At 47.4% G+C, this 20,245-nt stretch carries 19 protein-coding genes; all 19 read left to right on the plus strand.

Features of this window, described 5'->3' with window-relative positions:
• The first annotated feature begins 14 nt into the window (after nt 1-14).
• The 19 genes from purS (at nt 15) to MKY16_RS04390 (ending at nt 20,214) form a co-directional block, all read left to right on the plus strand.
• The gene (gene purS / locus MKY16_RS04300) at nt 15-260 is read left to right on the plus strand and encodes a phosphoribosylformylglycinamidine synthase subunit PurS (RefSeq protein WP_007428837.1); all 246 of its coding nucleotides are present in this window, start codon (nt 15-17) and stop codon (nt 258-260) included.
• 4 nt (nt 261-264) lie between these two features.
• A complete protein-coding gene (gene purQ, locus MKY16_RS04305; protein WP_029516035.1) occupies nt 265-954 on the plus strand; it encodes a phosphoribosylformylglycinamidine synthase subunit PurQ in 690 nt (229 codons plus the stop codon).
• A complete protein-coding gene (purL, locus tag MKY16_RS04310; RefSeq protein ID WP_039272360.1) occupies nt 932-3,175 on the plus strand; it encodes a phosphoribosylformylglycinamidine synthase subunit PurL in 2,244 nt (747 codons plus the stop codon). The genes purQ and purL overlap by 23 nt, the downstream gene beginning before the upstream one ends.
• A complete protein-coding gene (purF, locus tag MKY16_RS04315; protein WP_029516033.1) occupies nt 3,160-4,641 on the plus strand; it encodes an amidophosphoribosyltransferase in 1,482 nt (493 codons plus the stop codon). Before purL ends, purF begins: the two co-directional genes overlap by 16 nt.
• Before the next feature lie 716 nt (nt 4,642-5,357).
• On the plus strand, nt 5,358-6,398 hold the full coding sequence (gene purM, locus MKY16_RS04320; protein WP_209950368.1) for a phosphoribosylformylglycinamidine cyclo-ligase: 1,041 nt from the start codon (nt 5,358-5,360) through the stop codon (nt 6,396-6,398).
• Nucleotides 6,398-7,012, plus strand: coding sequence for a phosphoribosylglycinamide formyltransferase (purN, locus tag MKY16_RS04325; RefSeq protein ID WP_340954266.1), 615 nt, complete (start codon nt 6,398-6,400; stop codon nt 7,010-7,012). The genes purM and purN overlap by 1 nt, the downstream gene beginning before the upstream one ends.
• 119 nt (nt 7,013-7,131) lie before the next feature.
• A complete protein-coding gene (gene purH, locus MKY16_RS04330; RefSeq protein WP_340954268.1) occupies nt 7,132-8,679 on the plus strand; it encodes a bifunctional phosphoribosylaminoimidazolecarboxamide formyltransferase/IMP cyclohydrolase in 1,548 nt (515 codons plus the stop codon).
• 71 nt (nt 8,680-8,750) lie between these two features.
• A complete protein-coding gene (gene purD, locus MKY16_RS04335) occupies nt 8,751-10,016 on the plus strand; it encodes a phosphoribosylamine--glycine ligase (RefSeq protein WP_340954271.1) in 1,266 nt (421 codons plus the stop codon).
• A gap of 150 nt (nt 10,017-10,166) precedes the next feature.
• Nucleotides 10,167-11,527 (plus strand): IS1182 family transposase gene (locus MKY16_RS04340; protein ID WP_340954273.1). Its coding sequence is split into 2 segments (ribosomal slippage): nt 10,167-10,734 and nt 10,734-11,527, totalling 1,362 coding nucleotides; the frame shifts between segments, so codons are not numbered across the junction.
• A gap of 500 nt (nt 11,528-12,027) precedes the next feature.
• Entirely contained in the window at nt 12,028-12,483 is a 456-nt protein-coding gene (locus MKY16_RS04345) for a DinB family protein (protein ID WP_165150840.1), read from the plus strand.
• A 345-nt stretch (nt 12,484-12,828) separates the two neighbouring features.
• Nucleotides 12,829-13,239, plus strand: a complete 411-nt coding sequence (locus MKY16_RS04350; RefSeq protein WP_318628208.1) for a haloacid dehalogenase — start codon at nt 12,829-12,831, stop codon at nt 13,237-13,239.
• Between the two features lie 175 nt (nt 13,240-13,414).
• Complete coding sequence (locus MKY16_RS04355; protein ID WP_165149917.1) at nt 13,415-14,161, plus strand: SDR family NAD(P)-dependent oxidoreductase; 747 nt, start codon at nt 13,415-13,417, stop codon at nt 14,159-14,161.
• Between the two features lie 160 nt (nt 14,162-14,321).
• Entirely contained in the window at nt 14,322-14,669 is a 348-nt protein-coding gene (locus tag MKY16_RS04360) for a winged helix-turn-helix transcriptional regulator (RefSeq protein ID WP_017428087.1), read from the plus strand.
• Nucleotides 14,670-15,180: 511 nt separating this feature from the next.
• The gene (locus MKY16_RS04365) at nt 15,181-15,858 is read left to right on the plus strand and encodes a TetR/AcrR family transcriptional regulator (RefSeq protein ID WP_340954275.1); all 678 of its coding nucleotides are present in this window, start codon (nt 15,181-15,183) and stop codon (nt 15,856-15,858) included.
• A 99-nt stretch (nt 15,859-15,957) separates the two neighbouring features.
• On the plus strand, nt 15,958-16,815 hold the full coding sequence (locus tag MKY16_RS04370; RefSeq protein ID WP_025723274.1) for a substrate-binding periplasmic protein: 858 nt from the start codon (nt 15,958-15,960) through the stop codon (nt 16,813-16,815).
• An 85-nt stretch (nt 16,816-16,900) separates the two neighbouring features.
• On the plus strand, nt 16,901-17,548 hold the full coding sequence (locus tag MKY16_RS04375) for an amino acid ABC transporter permease (protein WP_013308808.1): 648 nt from the start codon (nt 16,901-16,903) through the stop codon (nt 17,546-17,548).
• Nucleotides 17,549-17,562: 14 nt separating this feature from the next.
• Nucleotides 17,563-18,312 (plus strand): amino acid ABC transporter ATP-binding protein, encoded by a 750-nt coding sequence (locus MKY16_RS04380; RefSeq protein WP_340884374.1) that lies wholly within the window; start codon nt 17,563-17,565, stop codon nt 18,310-18,312.
• 54 nt (nt 18,313-18,366) lie between these two features.
• Nucleotides 18,367-18,792 carry an OsmC family protein gene (locus MKY16_RS04385; protein ID WP_023987060.1) on the plus strand — a complete coding sequence of 142 codons (426 nt, stop codon included), beginning with the start codon at nt 18,367-18,369 and terminating at the stop codon, nt 18,790-18,792.
• A gap of 183 nt (nt 18,793-18,975) precedes the next feature.
• Nucleotides 18,976-20,214, plus strand: a complete 1,239-nt coding sequence (locus MKY16_RS04390) for a serine hydrolase (protein WP_340954281.1) — start codon at nt 18,976-18,978, stop codon at nt 20,212-20,214.
• The last annotated feature ends 31 nt before the right edge of the window (nt 20,215-20,245 follow it).

Here is a 20,245-nt window from a genome sequence, read left to right on the forward strand (position 1 = left end):
GGAACTGAAGGAACATGATGAAAGCAACAGTCTATGTCACGATTAAGCAAAGCGTTTTGGACCCGCAGGGGGTTGCGGTGCAAGGCGCACTGCATTCTATGGGTTTCGGAGAAGTGGACAGCGTCAGAATTGGCAAGTATATGGAACTGAATCTGGATACAACAGACCGCGAGAGTGCTGAAAAGCGCGTCATCGAGATGTGTGAAAAGCTGTTGGCCAACACGGTCATTGAAGACTACCGCTACGAACTGGAGGGCTAATTCCATGAAATTTGCAGTTCTGGTTTTTCCGGGCTCCAACTGTGATATTGACTGCTATAAGGCGGTAGAGGACACGGTCGGTGAACCTGTCGATTATGTTTGGCATACTGCGACGGATCTGTCGCCTTATGATTGTATTCTTGTTCCAGGAGGCTTCTCCTACGGGGATTACCTGCGTTGCGGCGCGATTTCCCGGTTTGCTCCGGTGATGAAGGAAGTTGCGAAAGCGGCTGCCGAGGGCAAATATATTTTGGGTATTTGCAACGGTTTTCAAATTCTGACCGAAGCCGGTCTGTTGCCAGGGGCTTTACGCCGTAATCTGTCGATGAAATTCCTATGCCGGGATACGGTGTTGCAGGTTGCGAATAACCAAACACCTTTTACTAAAGATTACGCTGCTGGTGAAAAGATCGTCATTCCGATCGCACACGGCGAAGGCAACTATTACTGTGATGATGAGACGCTGGCTCGCTTGCAGGCGAATAACCAGATCGTATTTACGTATAAAGATAATCCAAACGGTTCCATGACGGATATCGCAGGGATTTGTAATGAACAAGGAAACGTGCTGGGCATGATGCCTCACCCTGAACGCGCGGTGGACGCATTGCTCGGAACGGATGACGGCAAACGTATGTTTACATCTATTTTGAACGCATGGAGGGATCGACATGGCGCAGCAAGTGTCCGCTAAGGAACCAACGGCAGAGCAGGTTGCCGAGCATAAACTGTACCAGCAGATGGGTGTGTCGGATAGCGAATATGCGTTGATCTGTGAATTCATGGGACGTCAGCCGAATTATACGGAGATTGGTGTATTCAGTGTCATGTGGTCAGAGCATTGTGCTTACAAAAACTCCAAGCCGTTATTGCGTCGTTTTCCAACGAGCGGTCCACGAGTGCTGATGGGACCCGGCGAGGGCGCAGGCATTGTAGATATCGGTGATAACCAAGCGGTTGTATTTAAAATCGAAAGCCATAACCATCCGTCGGCTGTGGAGCCTTTTCAAGGGGCAGCGACTGGGGTAGGCGGTATCATCCGTGATATTTTCTCCATGGGTGCAAGACCCGTTGCGGTGTTGAACTCTCTGCGTTTTGGCAAGCTGGAGAGCGACCGTGTGAAATATTTGTTCGAGCATGTGGTATCTGGTATTGCGGGCTACGGGAACTGTATCGGTATTCCGACTGTAGGTGGCGAGGTTGTATTTGATGAAAGCTACGAAGGCAACCCGCTCGTTAATGCAATGTGTGTCGGACTGATTGACCATGATAAAATCCAGCGTGGTGTTGCTAAAGGGGTCGGTAACCCGGTGTTCTATGTGGGCCCACCGACAGGTCGTGATGGGATTCACGGAGCGACATTCGCATCGGTTGAGCTGACAGAAGAATCTGAAGCGAACCGGACTGCGGTTCAAGTAGGCGATCCTTTTATGGAGAAGCTGGTTATGGAATCATGTCTGGAACTGATCGACAGTGGTATTGTGCTGGGTATTCAGGATATGGGTGCCGCAGGACTCACCTGCTCCAGCGCGGAGATGGCGAGTAAGGCTGGCAACGGCCTGGAGCTGTATCTGGATCAGGTACCGCAGCGTGAAGAGGGTATGACACCTTATGAAATGATGCTGTCCGAATCACAAGAACGGATGCTGTTCGTAGTAGAGCCTAAGGATGAAGCACAGGCACTGGAAATTTTCGAGCGCTGGGGCGTTATTTGTGCCAAGGTCGGTAAAGTGACGGATGACGGTCGTTTGCGTTTGTTCCATCACAATGAAGTGGTCGGAGATATGCCAGTGACGGCACTGGTTGATGAATGCCCGATTTATGACAAGCCTTCCGAAATCCCCGCTTATTATGAGCAAAATGCTGCTATTGACACACTTCGTTATGCAGAAGTGACAGATTTGAACGGTGCGCTGAAAAAGGTGCTGTCTTCACCAAGTGTAGCTAGTAAGAAATGGGTATACGAGCAGTATGACTACATGGTTCGCACGAGTACAGCCGTTCGTCCGGGATCGGATGCAGCTGTAGTAACCGTGCGTGGAACTCGTAAGGGGCTCGCCATGACGACAGATTGTAACGGACGTTATGTATACCTGGATCCAGAGGTAGGCGGACGGATTGCAGTTAGCGAAGCAGCACGTAACATTGTATGTTCTGGCGGCGAGCCTTTGGCGATTACAGATAACCTGAACTTCGGTAACCCTGAAAAGCCGGATATTTTCTGGCAAATGGAAAAAGCCGTAGATGGTATGGCTGAAGCTTGCCGTGTACTGGATACACCTGTTATCGGGGGTAATGTCAGCTTGTACAACGAAAATACCAAAGGCTCCATCTATCCGACCCCTGTTGTTGGTATGGTAGGTCTGGTACATGATACAGATCATATTACGACACAAGGCTTCAAAGCCGAGGGTGATGTGATTTTCCTGGTGGGGGAAACGAAGGCCGAGCTGGGAGGCAGCGAGTTCCAAGCTGTCGTACACGGTGTATCCGAGGGACGCCCTCCTGAGCTGGATTTGAACGTAGAGAAAAAACTGCTGACTGCGGTACTGGGAGCGATTCAGGGCGGATTGGTACAATCTGCGCATGATTTGGCAGAGGGCGGATTGGCTGTAGCGCTTGCGGAATCCGGGATTAGCGGCGGATTGGGAGCACAGGTCAACGTAGAAACGACTTTGCGTCCTGACCATGCTTTGTTTAGCGAAAGCCAATCCCGTATTTTGTTATCTGCATCGCCGGATAAAGCGTCTGCGCTGGAAGCACATCTACGTGGTTTGGAAGTGCCAGTTACCGTATTAGGAAAAGTTGAAGGATCACAATTGACAGTTGAGGTGAACGGACAACCCGCTTTGAACGAGGCAGTCGCCAGTTTGAAGCAAATCTGGGAGGATGTCATTCCATGTCTGATGAAATAACAGCACGGACGTTGTGGACTGGAGATTATTATAATGAAGGCTCTGGTAAAGAGGGGCTGTTTGATAAATTAAAAGAGGAATGCGGCGTATTCGGTGTGTATAGACACTCCGATGCCGCTTCCCTAGCATATTACGGATTGCATGCACTCCAGCATCGTGGGGAGGAAAGTGCAGGCATCTGTGTGAGCAGTGGTGACGAGTTCCATTATCATCGTGGTATGGGTCTTGTAAAAGAAGTATTCAATAAAGATTTGATGGCTTCGCTGACAGGCGATATTGCCATAGGACATGTGCGCTACTCGACAAGTGGAGACAGTAAGCTAACGAATGCACAGCCTTTGGTGTTCAAGTATCGTGATGGCGATCTAGCGGTAGCTACGAACGGGAATATCGTGAATGCTTTGCAAATTCGGCATGAGCTGGAGCAAGGCGGGTCTATTTTTCAAACGACCAGCGATACCGAAGTAGTTGCGCATTTGATCGCACGATCGTCCAAGGATTTGGTGGAGGCCGCTAAGGATGCATTGAAGCGTATTGTCGGCGGGTTTGCTTTCCTTATTATGACCAACGACAAACTGCTCGTGGCTTCCGACCCCAATGGTCTGCGTCCAATCACGATGGGCAGACTGGGAGATGCTTATCTGTTCGCATCCGAGTCTTGTGCCCTGGAAACGATTGGGGCAGAGTTGCTGCGCGATATCGAACCGGGTGAGCTGTTGGTGTTGGACAAAAATGGACTGCATGAAGATCGTTACACGGAAGAAAAGCACCGTAAAGCGCTATGTGCGATGGAATATATTTATTTTGCCCGGCCTGACAGTGACTTGAATGGTTCTAATCTTCATGCTGCACGCAAAAGAATGGGCAGCCAGATGGCGCTGGAAGCTTTTGTTGATGCAGATTTGGTTACCGGTGTACCGGACTCCAGTATTTCGGCTGCGATTGGTTATGCAGAGCAGACAGGTATTCCTTATGAGCTGGGCATGATTAAAAATAAATACACTGGACGTACCTTCATTCAGCCGAGTCAGGAGCTGCGCGAGCAGGGTGTGAAAATGAAGCTGAGCGCTGTACGCCGCGTTGTTGAAGGTAAACGAGTCATTATGATCGACGATTCTATCGTCCGGGGCACTACATCCCGTCGAATCGTGAATATGCTGCGTGATGCGGGAGCGTTGGAGGTACATGTACGTATTACCTCGCCGCCTTTCAAAAACCCGTGCTTCTACGGTATTGACACGCCGGATCGCCGGGAACTGATTGCTTCATCTAAAACCGTCGAGGAAATTCGTGAGGAAATTAACGCCGATTCGCTTTACTTTATGAGCGCCGAGGGTTTGATTGCCGCTGTAGGTGGATATAACGAACAGGATTACAAAGGCGGCTTGTGCCTAGCTTGTTTCGATAATGATTACCCGACTCAGGTAGATTTCAAAGGCGAAGAGAAGTTCGGATGTAGTTGTTAGTATAGGGAACAAAAGAGGTACTAGCGCCATATAATGCGGTTCTGAGGGGGCTACTCCGCGTGTGGAAGGTTCTTACGATCGCTGTTGCCGCTGGATTCCTGGATTGAAATAATCCCTTACAGGGTTGGAATCCAGCTGCAAAGGCGATCGCTTTCGCTTCTCCAGAATCCTTCCACCCGCTGCGTTTCTCAGGTATGCAGCATTATTGCAGCAGTGCCTGTACCTCTTTGGTTCCCACCAAGAAGAGGATAGGTAAGGCAGTTAAAAACTCATGGCATAACTATTTCATGCCATGAGTTTTTAGCGGAGCGGTGACTCGTAAAAAGTCACCCTGCTCTTGTAAGGTTGAGCCGCGAAGCGAAGCTCAATAGCAGGCAAGGCAAAGCTGCCTGCCTCAAAGGGCAAAGAAGTAAGCCGCCCGTTGGCGCTGCTCACTTCTTTCCCGGCACGTCCCCGCCTTTGCGAAGCAAACAGCCCGGGACGTGCCCCCGCCGCCGTGAAGGCGGCAACGCACCAAAGCGTGTCCTTGTGAATTACGGGAATGCCCCGCAATTCACAAAGGAAAGCACGCGACTCACAGCACGAACCATACACCAAGCAGCACCCAACCCTACGCATCTGACCGACTCTTGAGAGGTCCAGGGGGAGCAGCCCCATGGAATCCTCTCTGTTAGGGAGGACTTAGGAGGGTCAATCATTTGAAGGAGTGTTCATGAATGTCCGAAGCATACAAAAATGCAGGGGTAGATATCGCTGCCGGTAATGAAGCAGTAGAACGGATGAAAAAGCACGTTAAACGTACCTTCCGTCCCGAAGTGCTGACGGACTTGGGCGGATTCGGTGCGTTGTTCGGCCTGAATAAGGATAAGTACGAGGAGCCTGTACTCGTTTCCGGTACCGATGGTGTCGGCACGAAGCTGAAGCTTGCTTTCGCAATGGATCGTCATGACACCATTGGTATCGACGCGGTTGCGATGTGTGTAAACGACATTGTCGTCGGGGGCGCGGAGCCACTCTTTTTTCTGGATTACCTCGCTTGTGACAAGGTTGTGCCCGAGAAAATTGAAGCTATAGTCGCTGGAATCGCAGAGGGATGCCATCAATCGGGCTGTGCGCTGGTCGGCGGTGAAACCGCAGAAATGCCAGGGATGTATAGCGAGGGTGAATATGATATTGCCGGATTCACGGTAGGGATTGTAGATAAAAGTAAAATCATCAACGGCAGCTCCGTTGCCCCTGGAGATACCGTTATTGGGCTGGCCTCCAGTGGAGTTCACAGTAATGGCTTCTCACTGGTTCGCAAGCTGTTATTGGAACAGCAGGGCTATGATTTGCATGATGAAATCGAAGGCTTAAACGGCAAACTGGGCGATGTACTGCTGGAGCCGACGAAAATTTACGTGAAATCCGTTTTGGCATTGCTGGACAAGGTAAAAGTAAAAGGTATGGCGCATATCACAGGTGGTGGTTTTATTGAAAATATCCCAAGAGTGTTACCGGATCACGTCAATGTGGATATTGAATACGGCACTTGGCCGATTTTGCCAATCTTCCAGCTCATGCAGGAAAAAGGTGCAATCTCCAACAGAGACATGTTCACAACCTTTAATATGGGGATTGGCATGGTAATCGTTGTAGGCGAAGAGCATGCACAGACTGCACTGGAAGTTCTGAAGGAACAGGGCGAAGCTGCCTATGTGATCGGAAAAGTAACGGAAGGCAGTTCTATCGTGACCTTTACGGGAGCCGAGGTGTAATGAACGAGTACCGGATTGCTGTTTTTGCATCAGGCGAAGGGACGAATTTTCAGTCACTGGTGGATGCCGCTGCGCGAGGAGAACTGGGCGATGCCTCGGTAGAATTGCTCATCTGTGACAAGCCTGCGGCTCCTGCCGTAGCTAGAGCACAGAAAGCTGGAGTTGCGTGCCATACCTTTCGACCCAAGGAATATCCTTCTCGAGAAGACTATGAGCGTGAACTGGTGGCTTTACTGGAGCAGAAATCAATTGATCTCATCGTGTTAGCTGGCTACATGCGTTTGCTATCCAGCGTCATGGTCGATGCCTACGCAGGAAAAATCATTAATATTCATCCGTCACTACTTCCGGCATTTCCAGGGAAAGATGCTGTTGGACAGGCATTGACCTATGGTGTCAAGGTAAGTGGCGTCACCGTTCATTTTGTGGACGGGGGCATGGACACGGGGGCCATTATTGCCCAGCGCGTCGTGGAAGTTGACGACCATGATACAGCGGAATCCTTATCCGCAGCCATTCAATCCGTGGAACGTCAGCTATATCCAGAGGTAGTTGGCAAATTGGCCCAAGGTAAAATCCAATTAAATGGTCGCAAAGTGATTTCACTTCTCTAAGAATGATTGTAATTTGTCATATCAAGGATGCTGTACAGGCATTTTCCGATATTTCTCGGGAAATAAAATGATAAAAGAGAATTTTGCAAAATTCTGAAAGAGCTAAAGGAGGAGACAGGGTGAGTATTAAAAGAGCGCTCGTCAGCGTATCGGATAAGCGAGGGATCGTGGAATTTTGCCGCGAGTTGTCCAAATTGGGTGTGGAGATCGTTTCGACAGGGGGAACGAGCAGCTTGTTGTCGAAGGAGGGCATTCCTGTCATCGGCATTTCCGAGATAACGGGTTTTCCTGAAATTATGGATGGACGTGTTAAAACACTCCACCCTGCGGTACACAGCGGCTTGCTGGCTGTTCGGGATAATGAAGAGCATCAGCGTCAGATGAAAGAGCTTGGATTGGGTTATATTGATCTGGTCGTTGTGAATCTGTATCCTTTTGCGGAAACGATTGCCAAACCCGGTGTAACTTATGAGGACGCGATTGAAAATATCGACATCGGCGGTCCAACGATGCTTCGTTCTGCGGCAAAAAATCATGCTTTTGTCAGTGTGGTAGTCGATGCTGATGACTATAGCACAGTGTTGGAGGAAATCCGTAAGGATGGCGATACGGAGCTGAATACCCGTAAGCGTTTGGCTGCAAAAGTGTTCCGCCATACGGCGTCATACGACGCTTTGATATCCGATTATTTGTCGAATGTGACAGGTGAGCCGTTGCCTGAGCGTTACACTGTAACCTATGAAAAAATCCAGGATTTGCGTTATGGCGAAAATCCGCATCAGCAGGCGGCATTTTACCGTGAGCCATTGGCGGCAAAGGGTACACTGACAACAGCGAAACAACTTCACGGCAAAGAGCTGTCTTACAATAACATCAATGATGCTAATGCAGCTTTGCAAATTGTCAAAGAATTCAGCGAACCTACAGTAGTAGCAGTTAAGCATATGAATCCTTGCGGTGTGGGAATTGGCGGCAGTATTTATGAAGCGTACAGCAAGGCGTATGCAGCTGATCCAACCTCGATTTTTGGCGGCATCGTAGCGGCTAACCGGATTATTGATGGTGATACAGCAAATAAGCTCAGTGAAATCTTTTTGGAAATTGTACTGGCACCGGGCTTTACGAAAGAAGCTTTGGAGATTTTAACGAAAAAGAAAAATATTCGTTTGCTTGATTTGGGTGAGCTTTCCCGGTCTGAACAGGTGGAAAGCCGCTTCGTCGTGACTTCCATTGAAGGTGGCATGGTCGTTCAGCAAAATGACATTCACGCTGTAGACTCGGATGCACTTACAGTTGTAACGGAGCGGGCACCATCCGAGGAAGAACTGAAACAGCTTTTGTTTAGCTGGAAAGTGGTTAAGCATGTGAAATCCAACGCCATCGTACTGGCGGCAGATAATATGACCATTGGCGTAGGCGCTGGACAAATGAACCGTGTCGGTGCGGCCAAGATTGCTATCGAGCAGGCTGGTGACAAAGCAAAAGGTGCCGTACTGGCATCCGATGCATTTTTCCCGATGGGCGATACGTTGGAGTTGGCAGCTAAAGCAGGCATCACAGCAGTTATTCAGCCGGGCGGCTCCATCAAAGACGAAGAGTCCATCAAGGTTGCTAACGAATACGGCATTGCCATGGTCTTTACAGGCGTACGTCATTTCAAGCACTAACTTGTATGAGTTGAGGATGCAGCAGCATTTTCACCTGAACAATCTTAATGGGAGCGGGAGGAATCACCTGAATGGATATTTTGGTTATCGGAGGGGGCGGCCGCGAACATGCAATTGTGTGGTCGCTGAAGAAAAGCCCCAAGGCCGGACAAATCTATTGCGCACCAGGCAATGCTGGTATCGGACAGTTAGCGGAGTGTGTGCCGATTCCGGTGAGTGACTTTGACGCGCTGACAGAACTGGCGGAATCCAAAAAGGTCGGACTTGTCGTGGTTGGCCCCGATGATCCGCTGGCAGATGGCATTGTGGATGCTTTTGAAGCGAAAGGCATTCCCGTATTCGGACCGCGTAAAAATGCAGCGGAAATTGAAGGTAGCAAAATCTTCATGAAGGATTTGCTCCATAAATATCATATTCCGACAGCAACCTATCGTAAGTTTTATACTTACGAGGAAGCACATGCATACTTGAAGGAGCAACCGATCCCGATCGTCATTAAGGCAGACGGACTGGCGGCAGGCAAAGGGGTAACGGTCGCTTACTCGATGGAGGAAGCGGAAAAGGCTCTCTCTGACATTATGGTGGCCAAGGTGTTTGGCGAAGCCGGGGCACAAGTCGTGATTGAGGAGTTTCTGGCTGGTCAGGAAATGTCGATTCTCTCCTTTGTCGATGGTGAAACGGTTCGTCCGATGGCCGCGGCGCAAGACCACAAGCCTATTTTTGATGGTGACAAAGGGCCAAATACAGGTGGCATGGGTACGTATTCTCCATTGCCTCACATAGCCAATTCCATTATTAAGGAAGCTATTGAGACGATTATTAAACCGACGGCCAAGGCCATGGTTGCTGAAGGGCGTCCATTCCGAGGTGTATTATTTGCCGGATTGATGATTTCGCCGGACGGCAAGCCGAAGACCATTGAGTTTAATGCACGTTTCGGGGATCCGGAAACTCAAGTGGTTCTGCCTCGTTTGAAATCCGATCTGCTCGATATTTTTCTCGCTGCTGTAAATGGCACGCTGGATCAGGTGGAGATCGAGTGGAAGGACGAAGCGGCAGTGTGCGTGGTGCTGGCATCCGGAGGTTATCCTGCAGCTTACGCCAAAGGCGTACCTATCCACGGATTGGAACAGGTAGACGAAGCTATTGTATTCCATGCTGGAACGGGCATCAACGAACAGGGCGAGTGGGTAACGAACGGCGGACGTGTATTAGGTGTGGTCGGCTTGGGACGTGATATTGCCGGGGCACGGGATAAAGCTTACGAACAGGCGGCTCGTATTACCTTTGAAGGTAAACAAAACCGTACGGACATTGCGGCAAAAGCATTGCTGTAGCAGCGATATAAAGGATAAAGAGAACCTCTGTGGAGGTTCTCAGGCTGTCGAGAAAGTCTCGACAGCCTATTTTATGTTAATTTTGTTTAAGACGACACCGCGTTAATGTTGTATAATATAGGTAACTATTGTAGAACGGATGGTGTTGATATGCTACGCTCCAACCGCGAAAAACAACAATCCTACGAATTTGTTTCCATCGAAGATCTGGTTCCTCAAGATCACTTGCTCCGCAAAGTAGATAAGTATATCGATTTTTCGTTTATCGATGATAAAGTTCGACCACTGTATTGTGCAGACAACGGGCGTCCTGCCATTGATCCTACCGTATTGTTTAAAATGATCTTTCTCGGTTATTTCTATGGCATTCGCTCAGAACGGCAACTCGAGCGAGAAATTCAGACGAACCTAGCTTATCGTTGGTTTCTGGGGTTGGGCTTAACGGATAAAGTTCCGGACCATACGACGATTAGCTGGAATCGTCGCACTCGCTTTAAAGACACCACGATCTTTCAAGATATCTTCGATGAAATTGTGCTGCAGGCGATCTCTCACCGAATGGTGGGTGGGCGTGTTCTCGTCACCGATTCCACACACGTCAAAGCCAATGCTAACAGGCACCAGTACATCAAAGAACAAGTGTTGCAGAATACTAAAGACTATATGGACGAGCTGAACGAAGCGGTGAAGGATGACCGGAGAAACCACGGAAAAAAGCCTTAAAATCCCGAGAGGAAGTGAACGAAGAAAAAGAAATTAAAGTGAGCAAAACAGACCCGGACAGCGGCTATATGATCCGTGATGGCAAGCCCGAAGGCTTCTTCTATCTGGACCACCGCACGGTGGATATGAAGTACAATCTGATTACGGACGTGCATGTGACACCAGGGAATGTACATGATTCTGTCCCCTATTTGTCCCGTTTGGATCGCCAAAGAGAACGTTTTGGTTTTCAAGTAGAAGCTGTTGCACTAGATTCAGGTTATTTAACAACGCCGATTTGCCGAGGTTTGCAGAACCGAAAGATTTTTGCCGTGATTGCTCACCGAAGATTCCATCCCAGACAAGGACTGTTTCCGAAATGGAAGTTTGAATACGATGCCAAACGCAATGCGTATAGATGCCCAGCCCAACAGGAACTGCCCTACCGAACGACGGACCGTAAGGGATACCGGCAGTATGCCTCTGACCCAGCTCAGTGCCAGCATTGCCCACTGCTAAGTCAGTGTACCCAGTCTCGAAACCACCGCAAAGTGGTGACTCGGCATGTCTGGGAAGACAGCAAAGAGTGGGTACGGAGCAACCGGCTGAGCCCATCTGGTAAAAAGCTGTACCGCAAACGAAAAGAGACGATTGAGCGAAGCTTCGCGGATGCCAAAGAGCTCCATGGGTTTCGCTATTGCCGTTTGCGCGGTCTTCCAAACGTCAGGGAACAAGCCCTTATGACGGCAGCCGTGCAGAACATGAAGAAGATGGCGATCCACCTAGATCGCCTGGAGAAACAGGGGTAACCCCCCCTGCTTCTCCAGAGACCAGAGCATTATGATGTAAAAAAGAAACCCACGTCTCAAAATGACGGGGTTTCTCGACAATCTGAGAACCTCTGTGGAGGTTCTCTTTTTGTTTAAAGAAAATAAAGTTGTAGACTGAGCAAATAAAGCGTTTTCTTAGTGCTTGGATTAATATAAGGCTCCTTTAGAAGCACTACATGCTACCCGCGTATGTTCTTTAATTAATATTTGGCGCTGGAGCTTCCTTTTTTATTGAACTCCCATGAAAGTTAAAGCAGCTAAAAACCCGAAAAAGACAATAACAAAATAGACCTAGCCAAATGATTTTTTTTTAAAAAGGCACTGCCTGAGAAGAGTTATGAAATTAAAGTATCAAAGATTTTTCAAGGCTGAACGTAAAAATGAGGCTGGTGTAAAGGTTGTTTTAGTTCATTTAAATGCTTAAACTAACGGTTAATAGTAGGTTCAAGTAATCGATGAGACGAAGAGGGGAAACCGAAATGAAGACGATCAAGTGCATGATGGACCACCTGTACTGGGCGGACGGACGCATCCTGGACGCGCTCGAGAAGAGTGAGACGAAGAACAAGGACCTTCTGAAGCTGGTTCGGCACGTCGCGGTCGCGGAACGAGTCTGGCTGTCCCGATTGCCGGGCAAGGGCAGCGCCCAATATTCGTTGTGGGAGGAAGCAGAAGACCTGACGGCGATCCGGACGATGTTCGAAGAAAACGCCGAGCAATATCGCGTCTATATCGAAGGACTTGAGGAATCCGAGTTGGACGAGATGATCGACTATGCGAATCAGAGCGGGGTTCCGTTCCAAACGTCCGTCCGGGACATCCTGTCACAGGTCCTCTTACATGGGCAATATCACCGGGGACAGATCAACCGGGCGCTTCGGATCGAATCGGTAGAGCCTGTCCAAGTCGATTACATCACGTTCGCGAGGCTCTAACAGGGCCTAATAATCACCATTATTCGGAATGGGATTGGCATTGAACGACGGGTACGATATCTCAACAAATTGCTTTTACCATATAAGAGCAACATGCTAATGTATATTAGCAGACGATGATGTTTTATAAGTGATAAGAACCTACACTGCCTTATTTAGGATCAAAGAGAGCCCATACCCTTATAAATTGGAAAATTCATTTGCTTCCAAATACGGTTATGGGCTTATTTACTTTTCATAAGCACTACACCACATTAGACTGCCGGTACTTGTTTAAGCTAACGGGCAGGATAGTTCAAATACGTGGTATCATGTGGTGAGTAATTAATGGAGCCCTCTTTTACAATGTTGAGAATGAGGGAAATCGTGGTCGGCTTGGAATGGGAAGGTTTGTATAGAGAATTGTTGGGAGATGGAAACCAATTGCTTATGGAAGGCGCAATGGATGTCTGTCATCGCTTATCAAAGACCCATCGAATGTTCGTAATCACGTATGGTATCACTCACACGCAAATCAAACGCTTGAAGCAGTCTGGGCTATATAAGTTTTTCGAGGATATCTTTGATTCGCAAAGCATTGGTTATCAAAAACCGAAGGGAGAATTTTTCAATTACGTCATAAGTCATATTTCAGATGGTGGTCTTCAGTCGGGCATTGACACCTGTTGGGTCAACAGAACCGGACAAAGAAGTCCGGCAGAAATTAAAAGCACATATACAATCTCAAACTTAATGGAGCTCACTTCCATCTGTTAGGCTGTAAAAACAAACGCTTGTGCCGCCTCAATTATCACTTTTTGGTGACTATATCACAAAAAAGTGGGTACTGTTTTTCTTGTAACTTTTCCCCCATACTATCGTTCATAGGAGGTTCATGAAGCAGACAGAGCATCCTATACCATATAAATCATTATAAAAGGAGTGTAATAGAATGGGGAAATTTGACGGGAAGGTAGCAGTTGTAACCGGAGGTACAAGCGGCATCGGTCTCGCGTCGGCACAACAGTTCGTAAAAGAAGGGGCTTACGTTTTTATCACGGGACGCAGACAACGTGAACTGGATGAAGCAGTAAAGCAGATCGGAAAGAATGTTACAGGTGTCCGAGGTGACATATCTAAATCGGAAGATCTAGATATATTATTTGAAACAGTTAAGCGAGAAAAGGGACACTTGGACATTCTCTTTGCAAATGCCGGACTAGGGTCATTGCTTCCATTAGGAGAAATTACAGAAGCACAATACTACAAGACTTTCGATGTCAACGTGAAAGGAACCATCTTTACAGTACAAAAGGCATTAGCTTTGTTTCCAAATAAAAGAGGTTCGATTATTCTAACGGGATCCACTGCTGGCTCGACGGGGATGCCAGCGTTTAGTATCTATGGTGCATCCAAGGCAGCGATCAGACAGCTCGTCCGCAGCTGGATTCTTGATATGAGAGGGACCGAAATTCGTATAAACATCCTTAGTCCGGGAACAATCGTAACGCCGGCGTACGATGAGTTATTTGGCTCTGAACTAGATCATTTACTGGAACAGGCAAAAAATGATATTCCGCTCGGCAGAGTGGGGCAGGTTGAAGAGATCTCCAATGCTGTCATGTTCCTAGCCTCTAATGAAAGCAGCTATATGAACGGCGTTGAATTATTCGTAGATGGCGGAGTAGCTCAAGTTTAACCAGGACATAGTAATTTTCAAACGACAAAGATTTTTAAATCAACTTAAAGGCGATTGTATTATCCCCTCCATGTAACGTTCAATTTTTCCTTCAGTGATCCTTGAAGGATCAAGCGATACATGAAGGGGATATTCTTAGATCGGGAGATGGTGTATTGATATGAAAACATTTTTCTGTGAACTGGAAGTTACACTAGAGGTTATCGGAGGAAAGTGGAAGGGGCTTGTTCTGTACTATTTAATAAAAGGACCTAAACGGACGGGAGAGCTTAAGCGACTCGTTCATAATATATCGCAAAAGATGCTGATTCAAACTCTTCGGGAACTGGAAACAGACGGATTAATTCGCAGAAAGATGTACAATCAGGTACCGCCTAAGGTGGAATATTCAACGACGGAACTGGGTCAATCACTTGAACCCATTTTGAGATCGCTTTGTGATTGGGGGGGGGATTACGCAGAGCAATCCTTCGCTCCGGGCGAGATTGAGATTTTGTATCTGGATTAACTGTCGGGGGACAAGAGCATAGTCCCATTTGAAGTCGCTATTTTAGCGGCTTTTTTGTTTTATCGTTTTACGTTGATGTTTTCGAGTGATGAGCAATATTCTAGTACAGGTTACTTCGTAATTAACAAGGTGCACTACAAAACTAAGGACACAAAACTTGTCTCAGAGATTAATAAGTACGTCTTGGATTATGGCAAAAGCATCATGCCCCAGCTGTTGCCAGGAGTCTGAGCAAACAAGTAAGCGGTTGAGGCTAATGACAGAACCCATTACGCTAACGAGAAACGTTAGTTTAATAAAACAGCGGTAGTCTGAGACTGCCGCTGTCTTTTTTGTTGGCGCCAGTCTAATACTTATTTTATGGGATCTGTCGGTTTTTAAAATTTAAAAGCCGCTTGGAGCAGCAAAACTTTATTTTCTTCTGACACTTTTTTCTTTGACAAAAGTATACTTATCCTATAGGATTAAAAATACAAAACTGACTGACTGATCAATCGGGAGGAGGAAATCCATGCAGCCACGGAAGGCGAAGCAGTCCGAGATTGACTCAAATGACCAACCTGCTGAGCATGCGGGAGAAGAAACAGACCGCAGAACACAGCTTCTTCACATTGCATTAAAGCGGTTCGCCGAGCAGGGTTACCACCAAACGAAGATTTCAGATATCGTGGTAGAGGCGGGAGTAGCCCAAGGCACGTTTTATTGGCATTTTAAAAGCAAAGAGGCACTGGCGCTGGAGATTATCGCCACCGGTCGTGAACAACTACTGTCAGCGATTGGACAGGGATATCGCCGTGATGCGGGAACGCTGGCTGATATGGTTAAGGCATCGGAGGCGCTGTTTGTTCGATTATTTGATTTTGCATTGGAAAACCGCTATCTGATGGGTTTGCTGCTGATCGGCAGCGGTGTCGATGAACCGGTGCGCCAGAGTATCCGAGAGACAAGGGCCGCGATGGAGCTGGCATTCCGGCGCAATATGGAAAGAGCGATCGAGCTGAACATGTTGCCTGCTGAATTGGATGTCGAATTAAGAGCGGCACTACTCATGAGTATGATCGAAGGTGTCATTACACGCTGGCTATTCGGTTCAGAGGGAACACATGACCACATCACGCAGATAACTGCTAAAAGATTGGCAGCAGAGGCGGCTAATTTTGAGTTTTATGGACTATTAGGTCAAAGCTAGAGGGTCAACATCGCATGAATGGGTAGTTGGCAACAAATAATATAGCCAAATCACATAGAAGAACTCAATCATTTACATCCAGACAGGAGAGAACGATACATGAAAACACGTAAAAAAGGGTTCTTGGTAACTACACTCATGGCTCTGGCATTGTTCAGCCTTGTGCTGAGCGCTTGCGGTACTAAGCCAGAAGCTTCTAATACTAGCAATGGAGCGGGTAGCAGTAATGTGGCAGCGAGTAACCAGCTCGAAGCCATCAAGAAGGCTGGTGTAATTAAGGTAGGCATGATGGGCACCTATCCGCCGTACAATTTCTTGAACGATAACAAGGAATTGGACGGATTTGATGTGGATATCGCCAAAGAATTAGCGAAGCGGATTGGAGTGAAACCGGAGTTCACGGCACAAGAATTCTCGGGGCTGGTTCCAAGTTTGCAAAAGAAAAAATTCGATGCTGTGATTAGTCAGGTGACGATTACAGAGGATCGTAAGAAGGCTATTGACTTCACAGAGCCTTATATCACAAACAATGTAAACATTATCGTAAACAGCAAAACAAATGATATTACCAAGCTGGAGGACTTTAAAGGCAAAACCATTGGTGTCGGCTTGGGAACGAATGATGAATCTTATCTGCGGAATGAAGTACTGCCGAAGGTAGGCGATTTTGAGATTAAAACGTATGATGATGTCATTACTTCCTTAAAGGATCTAAACTCTGGTCGTATTGACGCAACCATCAACAATCTGTATGCTCTCAAGCCCATTATCGATAAAAACGGGTTCCAAATTAAAGCCGTAGGCGAGCCGATTAAATCGGATCAAGCGGGTGTAGCTATTAACCAGAAAACTCCTGAGCTCAAAGAAGCCTTGAACAAGGCTTTGAAAGAAATGAAGGAAGACGGCACTTACAAAACAATTTTCAAAAAATGGTTTGGCGAGGAGCCAAAAGAATAACGTAAGCCTGTTAGAGGCGTCTGGCTCCAGTCTTGGCTTTTATGCTGACATGGGGCCACTCGTCTGAAAGAAGGGAATATAACCGATGCTTGAATTAATGTGGGAGAACGTCCCTTTTTTATTAAAGGGTGCTTATTATACGCTATATATTACGATTGTCTCTATGTTTTTTGGCCTAATTATTGGTTTGGTTGTTGCTGTGGCCCGGTTGAAGGGGAATCGACCCGTTCGATGGCTGGCGCGCATGTATGTATCGATCATTCGGGGGACGCCGGTTTTGGTGCAGATTGCGGTCATTTATTATGGATTGGATGATTATGGGATATCATTCGGATCGCTGACAGCTGCTTGTCTAGCACTCAGTATTAATACAGGGGCGTACTTATCGGAGACGTTCCGTGGAGCTATTTTAGCCGTACCCCAGGGACAGACCGAGGCAGCTTATGCAACGGGAATGTCGCCCGGTCAAACGATGTGGCGTATTATTCTTCCTCAGGCGGTACGGATCGCAATTGCACCGATGGGGAATACATTCGTGGGTATGCTTAAAGAAACGTCGCTGGTGTCGGTGATCGGGGTTAGTGAATTGATGCGACAGGCACAGCTTTTACAGGCGCAGTATTTGCTCTATATGCCGTTTCTGCTCGAAATTGGCCTGATGTACTGGATTATGAGCATTGGATTCTCCGCTATACTGGAGCGGGTGGAAAAGCGACTGGCTCGAGCTTATTAAGGTGGAGATGATAGATGATGATAACAACAAACGGATTAGGTAAACGATTCGGACAGGTAGAGGTCCTAAAAAGCATTGATTTTCGGGTTGCCGCTCGTGAAATCGTCGTATTACTCGGCCCGAGCGGTTCAGGTAAAAGTACCTTGCTGCGCTGCCTGAACGGTCTGGAAGAGCTGTCTTCCGGCAAGTTTGAGGTGAATGGGATTGAGGTCGATGCTGCGGCTCCCGTTCGTGTCCGCCAAGCAGCCATTCGTGATATTCGCAAACAGACGGGGATGGTGTTCCAGCAATTCAATCTGTATCCGCACAAAACCGCAATCGGCAATGTCATTGAAGGACTGCTGACCGTAAAAAAAATGCCGCGCGACAAGGCTATGTCCATCGGACAAGGGTTGTTGGAGCGGGTGGGGTTATCGGACAAGCAGGATGTACATCCTTCACGTCTGTCCGGTGGACAGCAGCAACGTGTAGCCATTGCGCGTGCGCTGGCGATGGACCCGGCGATTATGCTGTTCGACGAGCCGACATCGGCGCTTGATCCCGAGTTGGTAGGGGAAGTACTGGGTGTTATGAGAGAGTTGGCTCAAGACGGAATGACGATGGTCGTCGTTACTCATGAGATGAAATTTGCTCGCGAGGTGGCGGACAAGGTCGTATTTATGGCAGATGGTATCATTTTGGAGGAGGCAGCGCCACAGGCGTTTTTTGACACTCCCCAGCATGAGAGGACACAAAAATTTTTACGCCAAATCAGTGAATTTTAAAGTAAGATCGAGGATGAATCATAGATTATTAAGATGGAAAGAAGGCCTTTGAACATGAAAGTATCTACAACTTGGCACGGCAAACGCGCGTTTACTTCGGAGGGACCATCCGGTTATTCTGTAGGGATGGATGCTACGGCGGCTTATGGCGGTGATGGTAAAGGGATGACACCCATGGAACTGCTGTTGGCGGGTCTGGCGGGATGTATGGGCATTGATATTACGATGATTTTGGATCGTTTCTTGTCGGACATCACTCGCATTGATATTGACGCAGAAGGTACGCGCAAGGAAGAAATGCCGACAGGCTTTACAGCAATTGATCTGACATTCCACGTAGATGGTGATATTCCGGATTACCGCGTATGGAAAGCGATTCAGATGGGTAAGGAAAAATATTGTGCGGTATCCGACTCCTTAAAAGCGGAAATTCGGATGCACCTCATATTGAATGGAACCGAAGTACCCTATCCAGCATAAGTGTCGAGGGATAGTGAAAGAGAGTCAGCCTGTGTTATATACAGGAGGCTCTCTTTTTTATGTTATTTGAAAATATGACACGTAATGAAACTTTTTGTACTGTGTTTTCGTTTAAAATAGAAATTGAAATATAAATATGGGAAAATAAACCTGTATGTGAAGTACATACGGGGGGAGGTAATAGTGAATCGAAAGCGCCTTATCGTGTTAGCAACGAGTTTGGCTACACTGCTCATCGTTATGGGTGTAGCGGCAGGCTTACTATCTTTCGTGCAGAATCAAGTGGCTAATCCCCCGAATACCGTCCGGCCCACAACTGCGATTGCAGCTGACGTTAAGGAAGAAACGAAGGAACAGGATGCTACCACGCGTTTACTTCATTTTGTGGAGGCGAATGCAGAAAAAGTTTCGATTACGATTCTAAGAGATGGAAAAAAGCTGGCAGGTCAAGAGGAAAACCGGATGATGCCTTTGGCGAGCACCGTCAAAACAATCATTGCGATCGAATATGCCAAGCAAGCGGTGGTGGGTAAGATTAACCCGGACGGGAGAGTGAAGCTGATTTCACTGGAAAGGTTTTATTTGCCGGGTTTGGATGGTGGTGCTCATACGGCGTGGCTACAGAATATGGAGGCGAAAGGGCGGATACGGAATGAAACTGTATCTGTACGAGACGTCGCCAAGGGGATGATTCAATTCAGTTCCAACGCCAATGCAGAGTATTTAATGGACAAACTGGGGGTGGATGCGATCAATCGGACGAGAGCCAAAATGGGGCTGCAAAATCATGATCCCATTTATCCGTTTGTATCCTCCATTTTGATTCCCTACGAATGGATGAAGGAGAGACAAAGTGAGAATTGGAATAATACGAAGAATAATATTTCTGCCAAAGAAGCCATCCAGGTGATGTCTGATACGGAATTTCGCCGATATGCCCGCGTGATTCATAACAAGCTGCGCCGTGATGTGAGTGGTTCTTACAAGAGAAACGCAGATATTAAGACTTGGTATGATCAGGATTATGACCGTATCAATACGGATCGTTTTATAGCTTCAACGACAGCCGATTATGCCTTTTTAATGAGTAAGCTGAACCGCCGTCAAGGGTTCACAAAAGTTGAGCAAAAGTTATTGTCCGAGGTCATGGAGAAACCTCTTATGGTTCTTCCTGAAAACCAGCAATTTCTGAAACATACTGGGCAAAAAGGTGGCTCCACGGCTTATGTTTTGACACTGGCCATGTATGCGACAGATAAGGAAGGGCATACGACAGAACTAGCTGTCTTTTTTAACGATTTGGATCCTAACACAAATGCCAGCTTGCCTGAAATGATAAATGATTTTAAAAAGAGATTACTACATGATAAATCGTTTACAAAAGAAATTAATCAGCGTATCGGTGTACAGGTGAGAAGGTAACGCAGCTAAACGCTACGGTATAATACAGCGT

It is taken from the genome of Paenibacillus sp. FSL L8-0641 (assembly GCF_038006265.1).
GTDB lineage: Bacteria > Bacillota > Bacilli > Paenibacillales > Paenibacillaceae > Paenibacillus > Paenibacillus polymyxa_D.

Coding starts and splice junctions, on each gene's coding strand:
- purS (WP_007428837.1), top strand. CDS start 15: ATGATGAAAGCAACAGTCTATGTCACGATTAAGCAAAGCGTTTTGGAC.
- purQ (WP_029516035.1), top strand. CDS start 265: ATGAAATTTGCAGTTCTGGTTTTTCCGGGCTCCAACTGTGATATTGAC.
- purL (WP_039272360.1), top strand. CDS start 932: ATGGCGCAGCAAGTGTCCGCTAAGGAACCAACGGCAGAGCAGGTTGCC.
- purF (WP_029516033.1), top strand. CDS start 3,160: ATGTCTGATGAAATAACAGCACGGACGTTGTGGACTGGAGATTATTAT.
- purM (WP_209950368.1), top strand. CDS start 5,358: ATGTCCGAAGCATACAAAAATGCAGGGGTAGATATCGCTGCCGGTAAT.
- purN (WP_340954266.1), top strand. CDS start 6,398: ATGAACGAGTACCGGATTGCTGTTTTTGCATCAGGCGAAGGGACGAAT.
- purD (WP_340954271.1), top strand. CDS start 8,751: ATGGATATTTTGGTTATCGGAGGGGGCGGCCGCGAACATGCAATTGTG.
- MKY16_RS04345 (WP_165150840.1), top strand. CDS start 12,028: ATGAAGACGATCAAGTGCATGATGGACCACCTGTACTGGGCGGACGGA.
- MKY16_RS04350 (WP_318628208.1), top strand. CDS start 12,829: ATGTTGAGAATGAGGGAAATCGTGGTCGGCTTGGAATGGGAAGGTTTG.
- MKY16_RS04355 (WP_165149917.1), top strand. CDS start 13,415: ATGGGGAAATTTGACGGGAAGGTAGCAGTTGTAACCGGAGGTACAAGC.
- MKY16_RS04360 (WP_017428087.1), top strand. CDS start 14,322: ATGAAAACATTTTTCTGTGAACTGGAAGTTACACTAGAGGTTATCGGA.
- MKY16_RS04365 (WP_340954275.1), top strand. CDS start 15,181: ATGCAGCCACGGAAGGCGAAGCAGTCCGAGATTGACTCAAATGACCAA.
- MKY16_RS04370 (WP_025723274.1), top strand. CDS start 15,958: ATGAAAACACGTAAAAAAGGGTTCTTGGTAACTACACTCATGGCTCTG.
- MKY16_RS04375 (WP_013308808.1), top strand. CDS start 16,901: ATGCTTGAATTAATGTGGGAGAACGTCCCTTTTTTATTAAAGGGTGCT.
- MKY16_RS04380 (WP_340884374.1), top strand. CDS start 17,563: ATGATGATAACAACAAACGGATTAGGTAAACGATTCGGACAGGTAGAG.
- MKY16_RS04385 (WP_023987060.1), top strand. CDS start 18,367: ATGAAAGTATCTACAACTTGGCACGGCAAACGCGCGTTTACTTCGGAG.